Genomic DNA, 19,245 nt, shown 5'->3' with positions numbered 1-19,245 from the left:
AAAAATAAGTACAGGATTGTTCTTATGTGGTTTACCCGAATTAGCGTTAAATATCCTGTTTTCACCATCATGATGATGTTGTGTTTACTGGTACTGGGGCTGGCATCTTGGCAACGCATGGGCGTAGAAGAATTTCCCGATGTCGATTTCCCCTTTGTTGTAGTCTATACCTCATATCCGGGTGCCTCCCCTGAAACCATTGAATCTGAAATTACCAAAAAAATGGAAGACCAGATTAATACCATTTCAGGCTTAAAACAGATTATTTCCCAGTCTAGTGAAGGGCTTTCGAGCATTATTGTCGAATTTAATCTGGATGTGTCTTCTGCAGTTGCCGCACAGGATATTCGCGACAAGATCTCTCCTGTTACTGCCAAGTTTCGTGATGAAATTCAAGACCCTATCGTTGAACGCTATGACCCGACCGCCAATGCCGTAATGTCGATTGTATTTGTATCGGATAGCATGCCTTTGCGCGATTTAAGCTCCTATTTAAGTCAGCGCATCGTGCCGCAACTTCGAACCGTGCCGGGCGTTGGTACAGTCAATTTGCTAGGCGATGCACAGCGCCAGATTCGTATTGAAGTCGATCCGCAAAAACTGCAAAGCTTTGGCATTGGTGTAGACAAGGTGATCAACACCTTGAAAAGTGAAAATATTGAAGTTCCGGGAGGCACCTTAAAACAGCCGACGTCTGAACTGGTGGTGGAAATCAAATCCAAAGTGATCCATCCGCAATCGTTTGGTGATCTGATTATTGCCAATAAAAATGGTGCACCCATCTACCTGAAACAGGTGGCAAATATTGAAGACGGTCAAGCTGACTTCGAATCAAGTGCTTATTTAAATGGTAAAGCTGCGGTTGCAATTGATATTTTACGCAGCTCCGATTCCAATGTGATTGATGTGGTCAATGCTAGCTATAAGGCCTTGGCAAAAATCGAGAAACAGCTGCCTGAGGGTACGGTTGCTAAAGTTGCTGTCGATAGTTCCAGAGGTATTCGTGGCAGTATTAAAGATGTGGCACGGACTATTATTGAAGGTGCAGTTCTTGCTGTTCTGATTGTCTTGCTGTTTTTAGGTTCGTTTCGTTCTACCGCAATTACCGGACTCACCCTACCGATTTCCCTATTGGGCACCCTGACCTTTATCTGGGCTTTTGGCTTCACCATCAACATGATGACCTTGCTGGCTTTGTCCCTCAGTATTGGCCTACTGATTGATGATGCGATTGTGGTGCGGGAAAATATTGTCCGTCATGCCGATATGGGTAAAGATGTGGTTTCAGCAGCACTCGATGGAACCAAAGAAATTGGACTTGCGGTTTTAGCCACCACATTGACCATTGTTGCGGTCTTTTTACCGGTTGCATTTATGGGAGGAATTATTGGCAAATTCTTCTATCAATTTGGAGTCACGGTCAGTGCTGCAGTGCTGATTTCGATGTTTGTCAGCTTTACCCTCGATCCCATGCTTTCTGCGCACTGGGCTGAAAAACATGATCCCAATAAACGACCTGGAAGAATCAAGCGCTTTTTTAACTGGATCTCAAACAAACTTGATCATTTAAGCCATTACTATGAAAAGCTGTTAAAACTGGCCCTTCGCTTCCGTATTTTAACCCTGATGGTTGCCGTAGCATCACTTTTTGGCGCATTAGGTCTGTCTAAACTGATTGGTACGGAATTTGTTCCTGTCCCAGATAAAAATGAAATTCGGATTAAATTTGAAACACCTGTAGATGCCTCACTCGAATATTCACAAGCCAAATTGTTGCAAGTAGAGAATATTCTTCGTCAGCATCCAGAAGTACGTAATACCTACAGCATTATTAACGGGGTAACGGATCGCGGCAAAAACCATGTCAGCATACGGGTCAAGGTCACCCCTCGTCTGGAACGTGCTAAAACCCTGACCCAACTGAACAACGAGTTTCGCCAGCGTTTGCAAAGTGTAGCGGGCATTACCATTACTTCGGTCGCTTCGGCAGATGAAACAGTCTCCGGCGGTCAAAAGCCGATCCTGATTTCCATTAAAGGAACTGATCTGAACGAACTGCAAAAAATTTCCGATCGCTTTCTTGCAGAAATTTCCAAAGTCGAAGGTATCGTCGATCTGGAAAGCTCGCTTAAGGAACCTAAACCAACATTGGCTGTGCATATCAATCGTGTTCTGGCCAGTGATTTAGGTCTTTCTGTCAATCAAATTGCCAATGTAGTCCGCCCCTTGATTGCAGGCGATAACGTCACCACCTGGCAAGATGAAAAAGGCGAAATCTATGATGTCAATCTTCGCCTGACTGAAAACAGACGCACACTGCCAAGCGATATACAAAATCTTTATCTTAACTCACAAAAAACCGATGCTTCAGGCCAGCCTATTTTAATACCGCTGGCAAGCGTGGCATCGTTTAATGAAACGTTGGGTGCCTCACAAATTACCCGTCGTGATTTGGCTCGTGAAGTATTGGTAGAAGCCAATACGGCAGGGCGACCTGCAGGTGATATTGGTCAAGATATTAAAAAGATTCAAGATAACTTTGATTTACCACCCGGTTATAGCTTTGCGACGCAAGGCGCAAATAAAGACATGGCAGAATCGGCAGGTTATGCCTTAACCGCCATTACCCTTTCCATTGTGTTCATCTATATTGTACTGGGTTCACAATTTAACAGCTTCATTCATCCTGCTGCGATTATGGCTTCCCTTCCCCTCTCGCTGATTGGGGTGTTTCTGGCGTTATTCCTGTTTAATTCCACCATGAACCTGTTTTCCATTATTGGCATTATCATGCTGATGGGATTGGTGACCAAAAATGCCATCCTGTTGATTGACTTCATCAAAAAAGCCATGGATCGTGGGGTGGATCGTTATGAGGCGATTATTGAAGCGGGTAAAACCCGTCTACGTCCTATTTTAATGACCACCAGTGCCATGGTGATGGGGATGATTCCTCTAGCATTGGGTCTGGGTGAAGGCGGCGAACAGAGTGCCCCAATGGCACATGCCGTGATTGGTGGTGTGATTACCTCTACACTATTAACTTTGGTGGTTGTCCCGGTCATCTTTACTTATCTGGATGACTTTAAGAATTTTATGATGCGCCAAATCGGCAAAATCATGGCATAATAAACTCACTTGACATGAGGTGACATTCTGAAATGTTCACCTCATTTTTTATCGTATAATCTTATGCTTTAACGCTTAATTATTAGGACAGTTTCCATGCGCGCGAGTCGCTTTTTATTTGCTACGTTAAGAGAAACCCCAAATGATGCTGAAGTAATTTCACATCAGCTCATGTTACGTGCGGGGATGATTCGTAAATTGGCTTCGGGTTTATACACTTGGTTGCCGATGGGCGTACGCGTGCTAAATAAAGTTGAAGCGATTGTCCGTGAAGAAATGAACCGTGCAGGAGCGCTGGAAGTATTCATGCCAGTAACCCAGCCTTCAAGCCTTTGGGAAGAATCTGGCCGCTTTGTGCAATATGGTCCAGAGTTATTACGTTTTAAAGACCGTCATAACAACGATTTTGTGCTTGGCCCAACGCATGAAGAAGTGATTACCGATCTTGCACGCAATGAATTGAAAAGCTACAAACAGCTGCCAATCAATTTCTATCAGGTGCAAACCAAATTCCGTGATGAAGTTCGTCCACGTTTTGGTGTAATGCGTTCACGTGAATTCATTATGAAAGATGCTTATTCTTTCCATGTCGATCAAGCATCCTTACAAGAAACCTATGACGTGATGTATGACACGTACTGCCGCATCTTTAGCCGCTTGGGCTTAGACTTCCGTCCAGTACAGGCAGACACTGGCTCAATTGGTGGTTCAGGTTCACATGAATTCCACGTTTTGGCCTCAAGTGGCGAAGATGATATCGCCTTCTCAACCGAATCTGATTATGCTGCCAACGTTGAAATGGCTGAAGCAATTCTTGTCGGTGAGCGTACCGCCGCAACTCAGCAATTAAAACTGGTCGATACACCAGCTCAAAAAACCATTGCTGATGTATCTGCCTTCTTAGGTACCGATGCTGCGCAGTCTGTAAAAGCCTTGCTTGTTCAAGGTGTCGCTGAAGAAGGTAAAGCTATTCCAGTAATTGCTTTATTCTTACGTGGCGACCATGAACTGAATGAAATTAAGGCTGAAAAGCATCCGTTAATTGCTGCACCTTTAACTTTTGCAACTGAAGCTCAAATTGCTGAGCTTGGCTTAACCACTGGTTTCATTGGTCCACAAGGTCTGGTTGAAAAAGGCATTACCGTGATTGTTGACCGCGCGGCATCTGTGCTTTCTGATTTTGTTGCCGGTGCTAATGAAGCCGACAAACATGCAACAGGTGTGAACTGGGAACGTGATGCAACATTTACTGAAGTTTATGACTTACGTAATGTGGTTGAAGGTGATCCATCTCCAGATGGTAAAGGTACACTACAAATTAAACGTGGTATCGAAGTGGGTCACATCTTCCAGCTGGGTAAAAAATACTCTGAAGCTTTAGGCTGCAAAGTGCTTGGTAAAGACGGCAAACCGATGGTCGTAACCATGGGTTGCTACGGTATTGGTGTAACTCGCGTGGTTGCTTCTGCCATTGAACAAAACTTCGATGACAAAGGGATTATCTGGCCTTCTGCAATTGCACCATTTGAAGTCGCGATTGTACCGATGAATGCGCATAAATCACCACGTACTTTAGAAGCTGCCGAAGCGCTTTATGAAGAACTGCAAGCTGCGGGTTATGACGTCATTTTGGATGACCGTGACGAGCGCCCTGGGGTTAAATTCTCCGACCTTGAAATTACAGGTATTCCACACCGTATTGTCATTGGTGAAAAAGGTTTGGATGCAGGGACTTTTGAATATAAAGGTCGCCGTGATGCTGAATCTGTAAATATCACTAAAGAAGAATTACTGGCTAAAATTGCAAAGTAAGTCATCCTTAAAATAAAAAAATCCCGCTTAAGTAGCGGGATTTTTTTATTATATGATTAACAGAATTTCAGACCACCGAAGCAGTTCGACTTAAAGTTCTGCCCTTGCAAGGTTAAGTTTTGTAATGGGAAATTAATCATTGCGGGGTTCTTAATTTCACCAACATCAAGTGCTGCTGTCGCAACACATCCGATAAGTAAATCCCCACAGGGACGTGGCTTAGAGGTTAAATCATGATTAATCCCGGCGATCGTTTGTTTAAGCACTTCGTCGGTAATTTTTACATTGGTTGTTGGACTAATACTGCCTAAATCCACTTCATCTTCAATTGCTAGCCACCACCCTCGATTTGCAGCAACCGATGCACCTGGCCATAATATTTGCTGTGTCTGTAGCGATAACGAACTTGCGTTATTCAAATACAAAGAATGGATCAAGCCTAAATTTTGGTTCACTGTAATATCTGTCTGTAAGCCGGTTAAAGAGCCGGTAATGTCTTTATCAAGTGTTAAATTTAAACCCAATGCTGAAATCTGTGCAGCTAAAGGTCCAGCAAAACTGATTTTATTCACCGTTCCTGTTCCTTTTAGGACTGCCTCAGTCATACGTGTTCCAGACACAATCGTAGATGGAATGGTAAAAGGCGCAGTTGTTGAAGATAAGTTAAATGCATAATCATTTGACTTATAATGTAACTCTAAAGGGATACCAATCAATGTTCCTAGTACAGCACCTTCAATATACTGACCAGTTGCCGCGTAATCCATGACCCTTGGATCTGTGGTTGCTACTCCAGAAGAGGCTTTGGTTTTCATATAACCACTAAAGGAATTAATACCATTAGGCGTACTGCTATTTTCTGTTCCCAACGTCATCAAGCCAGCAATTTTTTCAGCACTTAAACGAAAGCCCAGGACCTCACGAGTAGAAGCAGATTTTGGATTTTTAATAGCGAACTCAACAAATGGATTGGTAATAAGGGCTGAGCTTGCAGCACGATCATCAGAGGTATAGTTAGCCCCTTGCAAACCGCTTAAAGAAATATTATCTATATCAATATCACATTTACCCACACCATTTACTCCACCACAACCTAATTGCAGCTTTTTAATATTGGCGTTGATTTCCATTTCAGCTTCCAGGCCCAATTTATAAAACCCTACATTCGTCTGGTCTATATTTTGTCCTTTAGCATCAATAACGTTATACCCCCCATTATATTCCATAGACAATAATGCTTGACCACTCACACCAGATAATGAATTATCATCCATAGCAACCATTGAATGACTTAAACTTGGTATTACAACAGATGAAACAATCAAACTTGCCAATAATAATTTTTTCATGAAATTTAATTCCTATTCTTTTATTTATTCTCAAGCAGGTTAACGTGGTGTAATACCTAAATTGCTTCTTATACTGCCACCCGTAATAGCGATATCTGCCATTTTTTGCATTTGATTTGGCATGGTAGACATTGATAACTCTGTCCTGAATACCTGACTTAAAGATTTAGCTGGATTAATATCGACTTTATTATCAAATACAACGGTATCTTTTTGCATCTTGACTCGTGATTCAAGTGCTAGGGCACCTTGCAATTTATTGAAATTAATACTTGAAGTTTTCATAACCGTGTTATTCGCATCAACATCTTCGTTAATCAAGCTAAAGTAACTCCCCAAAAGATTCGGGTTCAATTTATCATCCGCTGATAAGGCATTAAATTCGAAATTAGCACGGAAAGATAAAAAGTTATTTTCTGCATTATCATTCATACCGGGAATAATAAACAAATCACCTTTACCATCCAGTTTAAAGGCGATGGAGGTCAGTACATCATCTTTACGTGCGAAATTATCAACAGGAACAATGCTGCCACATTTCACAGAGCCACTGGTACAGTTATAGAGCGAGCCTGGTAATTGACCAATCGCAATTTCTGCGCTTGCAGCAACAAGTAAATCATCGGCACTAATATAGATTCCTTGCTCTTCGTAACCAATCACGCCTTTAGCTTTGACTAATGCATCAATATTACGTAAACCCGCATAGTAATTTACCTCTTCATTGTGCAGCCCATTTTTTCCATCGATTAAAATTAATGATGTAGTACTCGCTGCACCCGTTTTTTTGTCAATTCCATAACCATCGGTAGTTGCCATAACATTGTAGGCAATCCCTTTTTTAGTCGCACCATCTACTTTTGATGTATATTCTGTACCTGCAAGTGCGACATTCGCATTTAAATTATAAATAGGGATACCAATCCCCCAGCTACTGGTATCATTGGTAATTTCAGCTAAAGAGTTATCCGCAATAAACCGTGCTTTACGTGCAATCGATTGAAAATCCATGCCACGTATAGCGATCAGTGCAAAATTATTACCTTTTTCAAGAGTCGATAATTCCTGTACCTGAACTAAATTACTCACCCCTAATGTCTTTTTAATTTTATCATTAATTAAAAAATCTAAACTTTTTGCCTGTATCGCATTGATATAAATGTCACCAAAATCAATGTTGGCATTTTTGGTATTTAAATCTGTTTTAGTACTTGAATTACGAACAGTTAAAGGCGATAAATTGGAAAATTCAATAGCATAACTTCCATTACCAGTATGACCAATTTCAAGGGTAGTTGGGGCTTGATTGGTACCTAAAAGCGTATTGCCTTCGCGGGTGAAATCGGCAGAAATACCAAAATGCAACCCGCCCAACCCTACCGCATCATAACCTGTTAATGTCGCTGTTGAGGTACGACCAAAATCTGTAATCCCACTCTGATTGGCATTTAAGAAGATTGTGGCATTGGTTACTGCGCCCGATGCTCCCATCCGAATCAAATTTCGAGGTTGCGCAGAATTACTACCGTAACGCAAATCAATATTTACCCCTGGATTGGTCGCTTGGGTTCTTGATGAATGTACGGTATCACTACCAGACGGTGGATTTGTACTGGCAACAGGATCATTGTCAGCTACCCGTCCTAACATCACAATATGATCTGTGGCACCATCACGACTCTTTGTGGTCAGGACAATCCCTTCATCCATGTAACTGTTTGATGTTCTTTCTTGATAAGAACTCAGATACATATAGCCGTCACCAGAAAAATTGAAGTTAAAATCTTTCAAAGTGAGCTTTTGCCCGTTTAGGTTTAGACCATGACTGATACTGGCATTTTGTAATTGAAAATTTAAGTGTGCCGTTTCATCTCGATTGAATAATCCTGCTTGCGTTTGAAGAAGCAAACGCAGCGGTGAAGTAGTTTTAATATCGAGAGAACCTAAGCTTTGTTCAGGAGTCTGACATTTAGTTGCATCAGTACACAGCAACATGACGTTCTTAACAGCTAATTCAAATGGAGAAATATTCGCTTCTATACGAATCCCCGCACCTCTAGCTGTTGTGCCAACATCAAAGTCAAGTGTAGAAATAATCGATTGATTATTAGCACCTGACAGGTTCACATCTTTCAGACCAAGCTTCATGGTATCAGGGCGTTGCAATGAATCGTTAGGATTGCCTTTCGATGAAGAATCAACCCAGTTAACGGCATTAATAGTTGCCTTGGAGATCTCATGCGTAATGGTAATACCATCTTGCCCTGTTACTAAACCAAGATAGTCATCAGAAAGTTGCTCAAATGCATAGCTTTGTTGCGCAATTAAAATACTCGCCGTAAGTATTTTTAATTTTGTTATTTTTTTCATTCTTATATCCCTATTTGGCTTTATTCAATTAACAGCGTGCAGTTCCAGCACCTGTACAGTTAAAACTGAATATTTTTAAATTGCCTGACATATGCAAATTGCCATGCGTATTTAAGCCCATAAAGCCTTTTTCTGCATTTTTATCAAACGTGGGTACATCTAAGCCTGGAACTGTTGTTCCATCAGATTTTTTTTCTGTATATGTACTATAAATTATATCATTGGCATAACCTTCAATACCTGCTGTGCCAGTTTCGACTGCCAAGGTATTAAAACCTAAATTTCGAATTTTAAGTGGCTTATCATCAAAAAAAGAAATTTGTAATGCAGTTTGAGGATTACCATCACGGTTAATAATGGTCGAACCATCTAATGAAAACTGATCAATTTGTAAGGTTCCTTGAATACCTTTAAAAACCAACCATTTCTTATTACCCGCAGCATCTTTATGATTATTCGGTGCAATCGCTAAACGGCAAAATACATTATCAGTACAACTATAAGTATAAAATGCCTCTGTTGCCTTACCTGTTGCATCAAAAACTGAAATATTTTTTAGAGACAAATCTTTAGCATAACGATGATTTAACGATAAAGTCCAACTTAAATCTGCACCACCTTGTCCGGATACATCAGTCATCTCATGATTATCCATCCCCACTAACTGCGCACTTGCGCTAGGGATAAACATCAACATAGAAATTGAACAAACCAGGTTCAGGATAGAAGTTTTAACACGTGGATACATAGTCTATTCTCCTATAAACCTGTTGTTTTTATTTTTAGGTGTTGAATGAGTACACCATCAATTGCAACCGAGCCTAAATTTGTCGCCTGGCCATTAATATTTTTAAAAACAACACCGGTTGCATCCGCGGTTTTATTCGCGTTTAACAAATTACCTGTAGCTGACCGTTCTACCGTACCAATACTGATACTACTATGGGTCGCATTTCGACCTTGATAAGTCGTAGTAATGTTATTTGCTGTCGTAGTAATTTCAGTACCGCAACTATAAACATTACAGGTTGAACCTTTTAAATAATTAGAAAGTGTGGTGTAGGTCACTCCATCTTTATCGACCATCGCAATATTCTGATTATTTTTATCTTTCAATACAGTTGTTGAGTCTGTGTCACTATAATAAGTATAAATTTGTGAATATATTTCTGGCACATTTGGAATACGAGTAATTTCTAAAATAATATTATTGCCTTCAGAACCTAAAATAAAAGGTTGATACATATTCCCTAATACCAAGTTAATATTGGGACTATATAAATACATCCCTTCCACATCATTAAATATAGGGGCTAATGAGCGATCAATAGCTGGGGTAACTGCGGTACCATCATATAAATCAGGATTACTGTCCGGGCCTTTTTTTGCGGCAGTACTCATTCTTATTCCACGAGCCTCCAAATTAGCATCCGTTGCTTTTAGCGTGGATGGATCATCATGAGTATTTAAACGTAAAATTGCAGCCATGCCTAAAGTTTGATTGTAATTGGCATTAGTACTCGATGGTAATGTTTGGAATAACCGAACTTGTGATCCATTTAAATTCAATCCATTGGCGATAAATTGAGTTCTCAAACGATAATCTTTATCCAGGCCAGAGGTTGGTGCTCCAGTTAACGGATCCACAGTATTACTTGAATTTAATTGGCGTGAAAAAATATCACTCCAAAAGCCCACTTTAAAGGTATCGCTGGTATCCGTCCCTTTTAGCTTTAAAGGTGCCTCCAATGCGATATACCCAACATTGGCCTTATTGCCTTTTTGAAACTGAATCGTGTCAGAATTCCCTGCACGAATCAGCCAGGGATTTGATGCTGTTCCCCAATTAAAACCTTGATTACTGTATCGGGTACTTAAGGAGCCATCACTTTTAGAAAGAGCTAAGCCATAAATAAAAACATCTGCTTTGGTTCTTAAACTTCCTACTGTAGCTTGAGATGCTGCCAATTTTGCCAATCGAATTGCTTCAGCCTCAACCTCTGCAAGTGCTGTATTACTTGCTGTAGTGGCTACGCTTTTCGCATATTCAGCGGCTTGTTGATTAAGCACTTCTTGTGTTTTAGCATCCAGTAGATTCTTAACAAGAGTGTTATCAATTATATTTTGCCTGGTTACACTTTGTGAATAGGTAGTTGTAGGTATACTTTCAGTTGAACGATTACCATAAAGCAACTCAATCATTTCTAATGTATTTTTTGTAGCATATTGTTGGGATTTGTCTTTTAACCATAATGTCGATTCGGCAGAACCCGGTTCAGTTGTACCATCATCTTTTACACTTAAAGGCCACAAATTCCCATCATAATAATCATCATAACGTTGTTGATAATATTGCTTCATCAAAGGAGAATCGACATAATTCTGTACCACATTCCCCCGATATTCAGCAGTATAATTATTCTTTACAGTTGTGTTAACGGCAGTATAATTATTTGTTCTATAAGTATTATAAGCAGATTGATAAGTATTTTCGTAAACACCGTTATAATTTGCAGCCTTTCCACTTAAGTAAGCATTCGTATACGTTTGATTATAAATTTTTGTGTAAGCACGCTGACCAAGCAGCTCATAATTTTCACCCGTCGGAATAATTCGGATAAAACCTGTATCATACTGTCCCGGATCGGCAATCCCTTTACCATAACTTGAAGCTTGTGAAATTTCGTTTGGACCTTGAAAGACCATCTTAAAATTTTCAAGAGCCAAAGCCACCCCTTCACCTGTAGTTTCAGAAAGGTGATCATCTGATAAAGATTCAAGCGCATAAACTGATGGGCTAAGTAAAGCTGCGAGCATACTCGCCAAACAAGATTTTTTAAATCTTGCATTATTCCAACTTTGAGTCATCACGACCGTCCTTTTTATCAGATGCTCCGCATCATTATTTTTAATTCATCCTATGCTTGGTATGTCGAATTTTTATTTGTTTGTCATTACGACAATGTTCTGACCAAGTCTGTTCAACTTTTTATTATGCTGAATATTATTGCAATTGCAAAAAAAACTGGTCGAATGAACGCAGTTTCCGATGAATGAAGGAAGCAAAAAATAAGCGGACCAAAATGATCCGCTTATTCAATTATTTATAATATTTATGCTTTTGGCAAAGTCACACCGGTTTGTCCTTGATACTTACCGCCACGGTCTTTATATGAAGTTTCACATACTTCATCGGATTCAAAGAACAACATTTGCGCCACGCCCTCACCTGCATAAATACGTGCTGGCAAGTTGGTAGTATTTGAAAATTCCAGCGTCACGTGACCTTCCCACTCTGGCTCAAGTGGAGTCACATTCACAATAATACCGCAACGTGCGTAGGTCGATTTACCCAAACATACAGTCAATACGTTACGCGGAATACGGAAATACTCTACAGTACGGGCCAAGGCAAAGGAATTGGGTGGAATAATGCAAACATCCGATTCAATATCAATAAAGCTTTTTTCATCAAAGTTTTTTGGATCGACAATTGCTGAATGGACATTGGTAAATACTTTAAATTCACGTGCGCAACGAACATCATAACCATAGCTTGAAACCCCATAAGAAATGAGTTTTTCACCCGTTTCATCATAACGTACCTGGTTTTCTGCATACGGTTCAATCATGCCGTGTTTTTCGCTCATTTCGCGAATCCAACGATCAGACTTAATTGCCATTATTTCAATCCAAAACTAGTTAATTCGATTATTGCGCTGTACTTTAACTGAAATTGGCTACAATGAAAATAATGATCAAGGGATGATGTCATTTTTTACAAAATGAACATTTTCCTCATCCTATTTTAAAGACTCAAAATAGCAGAATAACTTAATGGAATTGAAAAACTGATTAAGACTATAGAAGCAGTTTTTTGCAAATTGGATTGATTTAACCAACGCACTTTATTTGATGCCAGAATTGATCCAATAAATGTCCAGAACAAGGCAATCGGGACAATGAGAACCAGAAACATTGCAATATGCGCAGCATAATTATTCACACTGAGCCATGCCGTACTTGGAAAAACAGCCGAAGCAAATAGTAAGGCTTTAGGATTGAGTAAAGTTGCACAAAACAACTCTCGGGCACGAATGGTCGGCAGATTATAACTTGCTTCAATCTCTGCTGTTTTCCAGAGTTTAATCGCCAGAAAAATAATATAAACTGCACTGATGAGCTGTAAGATTGTAGGAAGTATTTTAAATTGAGTTGAAACGCTGCCAATGATCACGCCCCAAACTGTAATCGCAATTAAATAACCAATCGCTTCGGCAGGAATTAATCGTAATGATTTACGTACACCAATCTGAATACCGGATGATGCAAGTAAGGTATTTGTTGGGCCAGGCGTCAATAGAATGCTAATGACTAAACCAATGAATAACCATGAAATCATATGCGATCTCTCTATAGAGTGCGCGAAGAGTAAATCAGTTTATTGTACTTAGCAAATCAGAAATTTTACATCTTTTAAAAACTTAGAATTTTTTAAAAAAAATATTTAAGTTTCAATTAATTAAAACTAATATCTGCAGTTTTACTCAGGAGTCATTTGTTAAAAAAAATTTCAATAAATCTTTTTTTAAGATTGATCATTTACATTTACCGAGCTTGATCTGTCCCTGAGTGAGCTATTCAGGCACAATACCCTATCATTTAAGCGGCCTACTTTTATGGCAAAACAGTTCTTTCAGTCCTGGCTTCCCTCACCACAAAAAGTTGCAGGGATGAAAGTAATGAAGATTTTTGGTCAACGTACCTTAAATCCTTTACTTTGGTATGTGAACAGAAAGTCCATTTCAAAAGCTGTTTTTATTGGCACGTTTTGGGGTATGTTACCCTTACCGTTTCACAGTGTCTTGATTGTATTGACGGTATTGCTATTTGAAGTCAATTTACCTGTGAGCTTATGTCTGGCTTGGTTGACCAATCCTTTTACCCTGGTTCCGATCCTGTATCTTGGGTTCTGGTTAGGCAGCAAAATATTTCAGGTTAATATGATTGATCAGGATATGATGCTGGGTGTATTGCATCAGATCAGCCACGCTATCACCCACTTTGGGCATGGACATATCGACTTGAGTCTGGCGAAAATTTTATTATCTGGACTGGTACTCGAAGCTTTCATCTTTGCAATTGTATTGTTCGTGATTACCCGACTATTCTGGCGATGGAATATTATTCAGCACCATAAACGGCGCCGAGATTTTTAGTAGTCATGGCATCTTTTAATTATATTTCACTATTTAGTCTCTTCAAATTCACTGTAACTATAAAAATGAAACTCAGCTGATTTCTCGCTATTTCATCACATTGTTTTTATTACAACTAAAAACTAAATCCACGATATAAAAAGCCCAAACAAGGTTGGGCTTTTCGAAAACGTTGCTTTAATCAGGCAGTAAATTTAAAAAATTCTATTGTGTGGTTTTTCTGCTTTTGGCAATTGATCGGCAATTTTTTGCGCAATAGCCATATAACTCTCAGCCGCATCATCTCCCACTAGCACAGAAGGTTTACCGGCATCTGCATTTTCGCGAATTTGCACATTTAATGGTAAACGCCCAAGTAAAGGAATGTGGTATTGTTCAGCCAATTTATCGCCACCCCCTGTACCAAAAATCTGTTCCTCATAACCACAATTAGAGCAGATATGAGTCGACATGTTTTCGATTACGCCAATCACAGGAATCTGAACTTTATTAAACAGTTCGATACCCTTCGTTGCATCCAGTAATGCCACATTTTGTGGGGTGGTGACAATCACTGCCCCGGTTACCGGAATACGCTGCGCCAAGGTTAATTGAATATCCCCTGTTCCTGGTGGCATATCAATCATTAACACATCCAGATCTGGCCATAAAGTCTGGTTAAATAATTGCATTAAAGCGCCAGTCGCTTTGGGTCCACGCCAGGCAACCGGGGTATTGTTATCTCCGGTTAGATGTCCAATCGAGAGTACAGCCATACCATAAGCATCAAGCGGCACAAAATTTTCTGCTTCAATCATAGGCGTACGTCCGGCATTGCCTAGCATGGTCGGAATACTCGGCCCATAGATATCGGCATCCAAGACACCCACTTTTAAGCCCAGCTTTTGTAAAGCCAAGGCAAGGTTAACAGTGGTTGTCGACTTACCCACGCCACCTTTACCAGACGAGACCAGGATCACATTTTGAATACGTGGATGCTTTGGTACATCTCTTTGCTGCGGTGCTGCTTTCTGGATCGGTGGATTATTAGGATCTTCTTCCTGTTTGCTTTCAGCTGGAGCCGTTTGTCCGGCAGCATCGACTACAGGGGGAAGTTTTTGAGCTGAAGATGCCGTTGCAGTCTGTGCATTACTTGCGCAGCTATGCCCCTGTTTGCCATGTTCAGGGTTAGAACAGCTTTCACCATGTTGATGCTTTTGCTGAATGACATGCATATTCAGTTCCTGGATGCCGCATTTTTCCAGTGCATCAGCCAGATCATCATGAATTTTTTGAAGATGATCGGCTTCCTCAGGATAAGTATGAATGGTGATTTGTAATACTCGCCCTTCTACATTGACTTGTGTAATTCGGTCCTTCAAGGCATGGTTGGAATTAGGCAAGATATAGCCCTGTAACACATTCTGGATTTCTTCCTCCTTCACCTCTTGCGCGGGTGAAAAGACAGATTTAAGCGAAGAAAGCCACGACATAAGTTTACTCCAAGTACGGACATACAGCTGAATAGCATAGTTTAGCTGTAAATGCAGCGAAGGTTAAGCATAGTTCTTTATAGCTTGGTGAATGTAATGATAAACTCAAATGAATCGATAGCGTGGAATTCAGTTTTGTATTTTTATTTTTACAATATCTTGTTCAGCTGATTGAGATAGCAAGTGCATACAACAACAAAGCAGCCTTAACTCAGATTGATCCGCCAGATATCTGACTATTTCTGTTAATAATTCTGCTACAGACATGCTGCTATTTTGTTCTTTATATTGGTAAATTATTCTGTTTATCATTTTATTTGGGGGATAACATGTTATTTAAATGCCTAATTCCAATTATATTTTTGTCAGCAATGTCATTTACTCACGCAGCAAATGAAACATCGTCGATACGCACTCCAGCGGGTCAGTCCCTCAGTTTGGGAGATTCTTATGCCGACATGCAAAGTCGTATGCATTTGTCTCCAAGTTCCATGGTCAGTCGCGAGCTCAAAGAAGGTAAAAACCATTATCTGGCGATGGATTATACTTATGAAGTTGAAAATATGCTTTACACCATTACCATTGTGAACGATCGGGTAAAAAAAATTGAATGGCTGAATACCAATCAGGACATGCAAACTAAAATTACAAAGCAATGATTCAAAATTATTAACTAAAAAATAGCTAAAATGGATATTGTTTCGCTCTGATGTCACTTGAAAGCTGAACAGTTTTAGGTTTGATTGTGTCTTACGACTGCAATTTTTTCTGTGTTTTTAACCCAATAAGCATCCAGATTTGTAAATTTTACAAAACAAACCGATTTATGCAGGTTTATAAATTAAAAAAATCTAAACCTTTTATGATGAAGTATCCTGTTTAAATCCTGACAGGGATTTGTTGCAGCGGCCGTCGAAGGCGTACCGCTGCAATTAAAGAATGCGCTGTTATCTCTAGATGATGTACCTGTTTCTATCAAATTATGAGCGCCTAGTGCAGCCTTATCTGCACTCACTTAACCGGGATCATCAAGTGCTGGTAGGGCGTTCCAGGCCACATCACGTAAGGTACAGCCGTGTCCGGCTGGGCATGTTTCGGGTACATGTCATAAAAGCCTGGTTCAGCACCGACAATCATGACATGGGGGCCTGTCTTGATCCAGTGGTTACCAGTAGTGGGTTTTTGGGCATAGGGATCTGTATTACTGGCATCGGTTCCACCCGCCAACATGTACATAAAGCCAATTTTACCTGCAGTTGGTTTTTTGTGGCCCATCCAGGCTTCCGCCCATTCCAGGGCTGCCTTATCCATGCACATCGGATCTGGACCGGGGGTAGTCGGATTGTCAGGCATACATGTAAAACCATTACTACCTTTGCGCAAAGTACGCATCTTGCCATCTGAGCCTATGGCCACAATGGTTGCTGCTGCGCTGACTTTTTTCGGTGCTGCGCTCATTGCGCTGGCGATAGCCTTCTGGTCAGCTGTCGGGTTACTGCCCGGTTTACCGCCTTTGGTCTCCGCTGCGAAGATGGCCGGTGCGGATAGGACAACCCATCCGGTGATAATTAATATTTTAGGGAAATTCATGGTCTGTGCTCCAAATTGGAGGTTATGTTTGTGACCCCTAACTCAAGTTATCTGGCACATTGGCCTTATAACAAAAATAACTAAAGATGGAATGCAATATAATTATTATTTCGCTGATTATTTTTAATCATATTGAGTTATTCCATCAACATGATGTACCGCAATACATAGATTTCATAACAAATAAAATCACTAGGACACAAGAATTTACGGAGATAGAAAACTGTTTAAGATTTTGTGGTAGAGGTACTTAAAAGAAAGCCTGGACTGCTTCCTATATCCTAGATATGAAACAGCTTCATTTTGAAGCTGATTCAACCTGAATAAGTTGTTAGAGCACACGCCTCTCAACCACGAAATGCCGCTTCTATTGCAGAAATGTCAATTTTTCTCATCGTCATCATCGCATCGAAGGCACGTTTGGCGGCTGCACGGTCAGGACTGGTGTATGCTTGGGTTAGGGCGATCGGGGTAATTTGCCAAGAGATCCCCCACTTGTCCTTACACCAACCACACTCACTCTCCTGACCACCATTTCCAACAATAGCATTCCAGTAGCGATCTGTTTCTTCCTGGTCTTCGGTCGCCACCTGAAATGAGAACGCTTCGCTGTGCTTAAATCCTGGCCCACCATTCAGTCCGAGGCATGCAACACCCAGTACTTTAAACTCCACTGTGATAATGTCGTCCTCATGCCCAGATGGATAATCTCCTGGTGCACGATGTATCGCACCGATCGATGAATTTGGGAAGGTTTCGGCATAAAATCTTGCAGCGCCCTCAGCGTCATTATCGTACCAAAGGCAGATTATATTCTTTGCAATATCCATCATTTCACCTCTTCATTGAAACTAGGGCTTATGCTATTCGACATAACTCAAACTCAGTCTAATCAGGTTATTTAACGCCTTTTCTATATTTAACTAAAAAATGGAATAGACCTATTTCATAATTGTATTTTTATTGAGTTAAACGCATTTCTTGGTAATGAAAAGGTGTCTACAAACTAGTGGCTATTCAATTCATTTAATAACTGTGCTACCCCTTTACGAGGTGTATTCGAAATTGCTGTAAAGTACAATATTATTTCGGCGAATCCAATGAATAAAATCAAAAACCGTAAGGTCCAAGTGGAAACTCTAGATCCATTTACACGAGAAGAAATGGACACACTTCTTTCATGGCTTGATCAAAACTTGAATGATAAAGACAGATTTTATCGCTGGTATTTCGAACTTGCATTCTGGACAGGTTTTAGGCCCTCAGAGATGATTGCTCTAAGGGAAAGTGATATTGACTGGAGTAAGCGTACTTTTAACATAAACAAAAGCCGGGTTCGTGGGTTGGAGAAAAAGTAACCAAAACACATACCTCTAGAGATGTCTATTTAAATGAAAGATCTTTTTTAGCTTTAAAATCACTTATTCAATTTAAGAAAGATCATAGCTACGAATCTGATTACGTAATGCTTTGTCCAGAAACTAATGAACCTTTTTTCAACGAAAAACCTCCTCGCATACGTCTAGTTGAAGCTATGAAGGCATGTTCAATCCGCCATAGACCTGCCTATAACGCAAGACATACATATGCAACGATGTTATTGATGGATGGTGTGAATCCAATGTTAGTCGCTAACCAACTTGGGCATAGTTTACTAATGCTGATCAAGCGCTACACAAAATGGCTGCATGGAGATCAGAACAAGAAAGAAATTGCAAAATTAAGCGTGGCACGCACAGCATAAGATCATCAATATTCCTACCTCTTGGCATAAAAATGTGGCAAATCTGTGGCAAATAAAAAAGCCACTTATATAAGTGACTGATTTATAACAAGAATTTTGGTGGAGGTGGCGGGAGTTGAACCCGCGTCCGCCAGCACTACGCTCGAGAATACTACATGCTTAGATATCGTCTATTTTTTTAACTCTTTGTGACCCGACGAACAGGGTACAAATCGCGATCCTTTTGATTTAGTACGAAACCCCAAGGCTTGATTTCATACGGACTTGTGTGCGTGCGCTTCAGTCGGACTCTCTAACCACAAGTATTCGGAGAGGCGGACAAGCTGCCCTTAGGCAGCTAGAGCGTATGATTCGTCGTTTGCGACTATTAAAATGCAAATTTGATTTACGAGAGAAAATGCGCTCTCGACATGCATCTATGAGTTTCATCACCAGCGTCGAAGCCAGAAACACCCCCAAAGTAATCACAATCATAGCATAAATGTTCAAATTCGCAGTGCGTTTTTTAAACATTTACACAAACAGATGCGATTAATTCAATAATTGCGCTAATATTTTAT

At 40.3% G+C, this 19,245-nt stretch carries 13 protein-coding genes, 1 other RNA gene and 1 pseudogene; 5 read left to right on the top strand and 10 right to left on the bottom strand.

Annotated elements, in window-relative coordinates:
* Positions 1-24 precede the first annotated feature (24 nt).
* Positions 25-3,129: an efflux RND transporter permease subunit gene (locus ACE01R_RS01875; protein WP_395544601.1), complete on the top strand. Its 3,105-nt coding sequence runs from the start codon at positions 25-27 to the stop codon at positions 3,127-3,129.
* 96 nt (positions 3,130-3,225) lie between these two features.
* Positions 3,226-4,941: a proline--tRNA ligase gene (locus ACE01R_RS01870; protein ID WP_395544600.1), complete on the top strand. Its 1,716-nt coding sequence runs from the start codon at positions 3,226-3,228 to the stop codon at positions 4,939-4,941.
* A 56-nt stretch (positions 4,942-4,997) separates the two neighbouring features.
* Here ACE01R_RS01870 and ACE01R_RS01865 read toward each other — a convergent pair whose 3' ends face one another.
* The 6 genes from ACE01R_RS01865 to ACE01R_RS01840 form a co-directional block, all read right to left on the bottom strand.
* Positions 4,998-6,290, bottom strand: a complete 1,293-nt coding sequence (locus ACE01R_RS01865; protein WP_395544599.1) for a hypothetical protein — start codon at positions 6,288-6,290, stop codon at positions 4,998-5,000.
* A gap of 39 nt (positions 6,291-6,329) precedes the next feature.
* Positions 6,330-8,660, bottom strand: coding sequence for a DUF6160 family protein (locus ACE01R_RS01860; protein ID WP_395544598.1), 2,331 nt, complete (start codon positions 8,658-8,660; stop codon positions 6,330-6,332).
* A 28-nt stretch (positions 8,661-8,688) separates the two neighbouring features.
* Complete coding sequence (locus ACE01R_RS01855) at positions 8,689-9,408, bottom strand: hypothetical protein (protein WP_395544597.1); 720 nt, start codon at positions 9,406-9,408, stop codon at positions 8,689-8,691.
* A gap of 11 nt (positions 9,409-9,419) precedes the next feature.
* Positions 9,420-11,528, bottom strand: a complete 2,109-nt coding sequence (locus ACE01R_RS01850) for a hypothetical protein (RefSeq protein WP_395544596.1) — start codon at positions 11,526-11,528, stop codon at positions 9,420-9,422.
* Between the two features lie 245 nt (positions 11,529-11,773).
* Positions 11,774-12,343, bottom strand: a complete 570-nt coding sequence (gene dcd / locus ACE01R_RS01845) for a dCTP deaminase (protein WP_395544595.1) — start codon at positions 12,341-12,343, stop codon at positions 11,774-11,776.
* A gap of 125 nt (positions 12,344-12,468) precedes the next feature.
* Positions 12,469-13,062 carry a LysE family translocator gene (locus ACE01R_RS01840; RefSeq protein WP_395544594.1) on the bottom strand — a complete coding sequence of 198 codons (594 nt, stop codon included), beginning with the start codon at positions 13,060-13,062 and terminating at the stop codon, positions 12,469-12,471.
* 277 nt (positions 13,063-13,339) lie between these two features.
* On the opposite strand from ACE01R_RS01840, the gene ACE01R_RS01835 reads away from it, so the two are divergent.
* Positions 13,340-13,879 carry a DUF2062 domain-containing protein gene (locus ACE01R_RS01835; RefSeq protein WP_395544593.1) on the top strand — a complete coding sequence of 180 codons (540 nt, stop codon included), beginning with the start codon at positions 13,340-13,342 and terminating at the stop codon, positions 13,877-13,879.
* Positions 13,880-14,073: 194 nt separating this feature from the next.
* Here the strand turns inward: ACE01R_RS01835 and apbC are convergent, their stop codons facing one another.
* Positions 14,074-15,351, bottom strand: a complete 1,278-nt coding sequence (gene apbC / locus ACE01R_RS01830; RefSeq protein ID WP_395544592.1) for an iron-sulfur cluster carrier protein ApbC — start codon at positions 15,349-15,351, stop codon at positions 14,074-14,076.
* A gap of 371 nt (positions 15,352-15,722) precedes the next feature.
* Between apbC and ACE01R_RS01825 the strand changes: the two genes are divergently transcribed.
* Positions 15,723-16,010: a hypothetical protein gene (locus ACE01R_RS01825; RefSeq protein ID WP_395544591.1), complete on the top strand. Its 288-nt coding sequence runs from the start codon at positions 15,723-15,725 to the stop codon at positions 16,008-16,010.
* A 352-nt stretch (positions 16,011-16,362) separates the two neighbouring features.
* Here the strand turns inward: ACE01R_RS01825 and ACE01R_RS01820 are convergent, their stop codons facing one another.
* Together ACE01R_RS01820 and ACE01R_RS01815 are read right to left on the bottom strand one after the other, a co-directional pair.
* Entirely contained in the window at positions 16,363-16,809 is a 447-nt protein-coding gene (locus ACE01R_RS01820) for a hypothetical protein (RefSeq protein ID WP_395544590.1), read from the bottom strand.
* A gap of 479 nt (positions 16,810-17,288) precedes the next feature.
* Entirely contained in the window at positions 17,289-17,771 is a 483-nt protein-coding gene (locus ACE01R_RS01815) for a VOC family protein (RefSeq protein ID WP_395545263.1), read from the bottom strand.
* A 192-nt stretch (positions 17,772-17,963) separates the two neighbouring features.
* Between ACE01R_RS01815 and ACE01R_RS01810 the strand changes: the two are divergent.
* Positions 17,964-18,685, top strand: a pseudogene (locus tag ACE01R_RS01810) (tyrosine-type recombinase/integrase); the annotation flags it as partial.
* 97 nt (positions 18,686-18,782) lie between these two features.
* On the opposite strand, the gene ssrA reads toward ACE01R_RS01810, so the two are convergent.
* Positions 18,783-19,142: a transfer-messenger RNA gene (gene ssrA, locus ACE01R_RS01805) on the bottom strand.
* Positions 19,143-19,245 lie beyond the last annotated feature (103 nt).

The organism is Acinetobacter sp. BSP-28 (genome assembly GCF_044130285.1).
GTDB lineage: Bacteria > Pseudomonadota > Gammaproteobacteria > Pseudomonadales > Moraxellaceae > Acinetobacter.
Note: the sequence above shows the minus strand (reverse complement) of the source record. Positions and strands in the feature narration are given on the sequence as shown.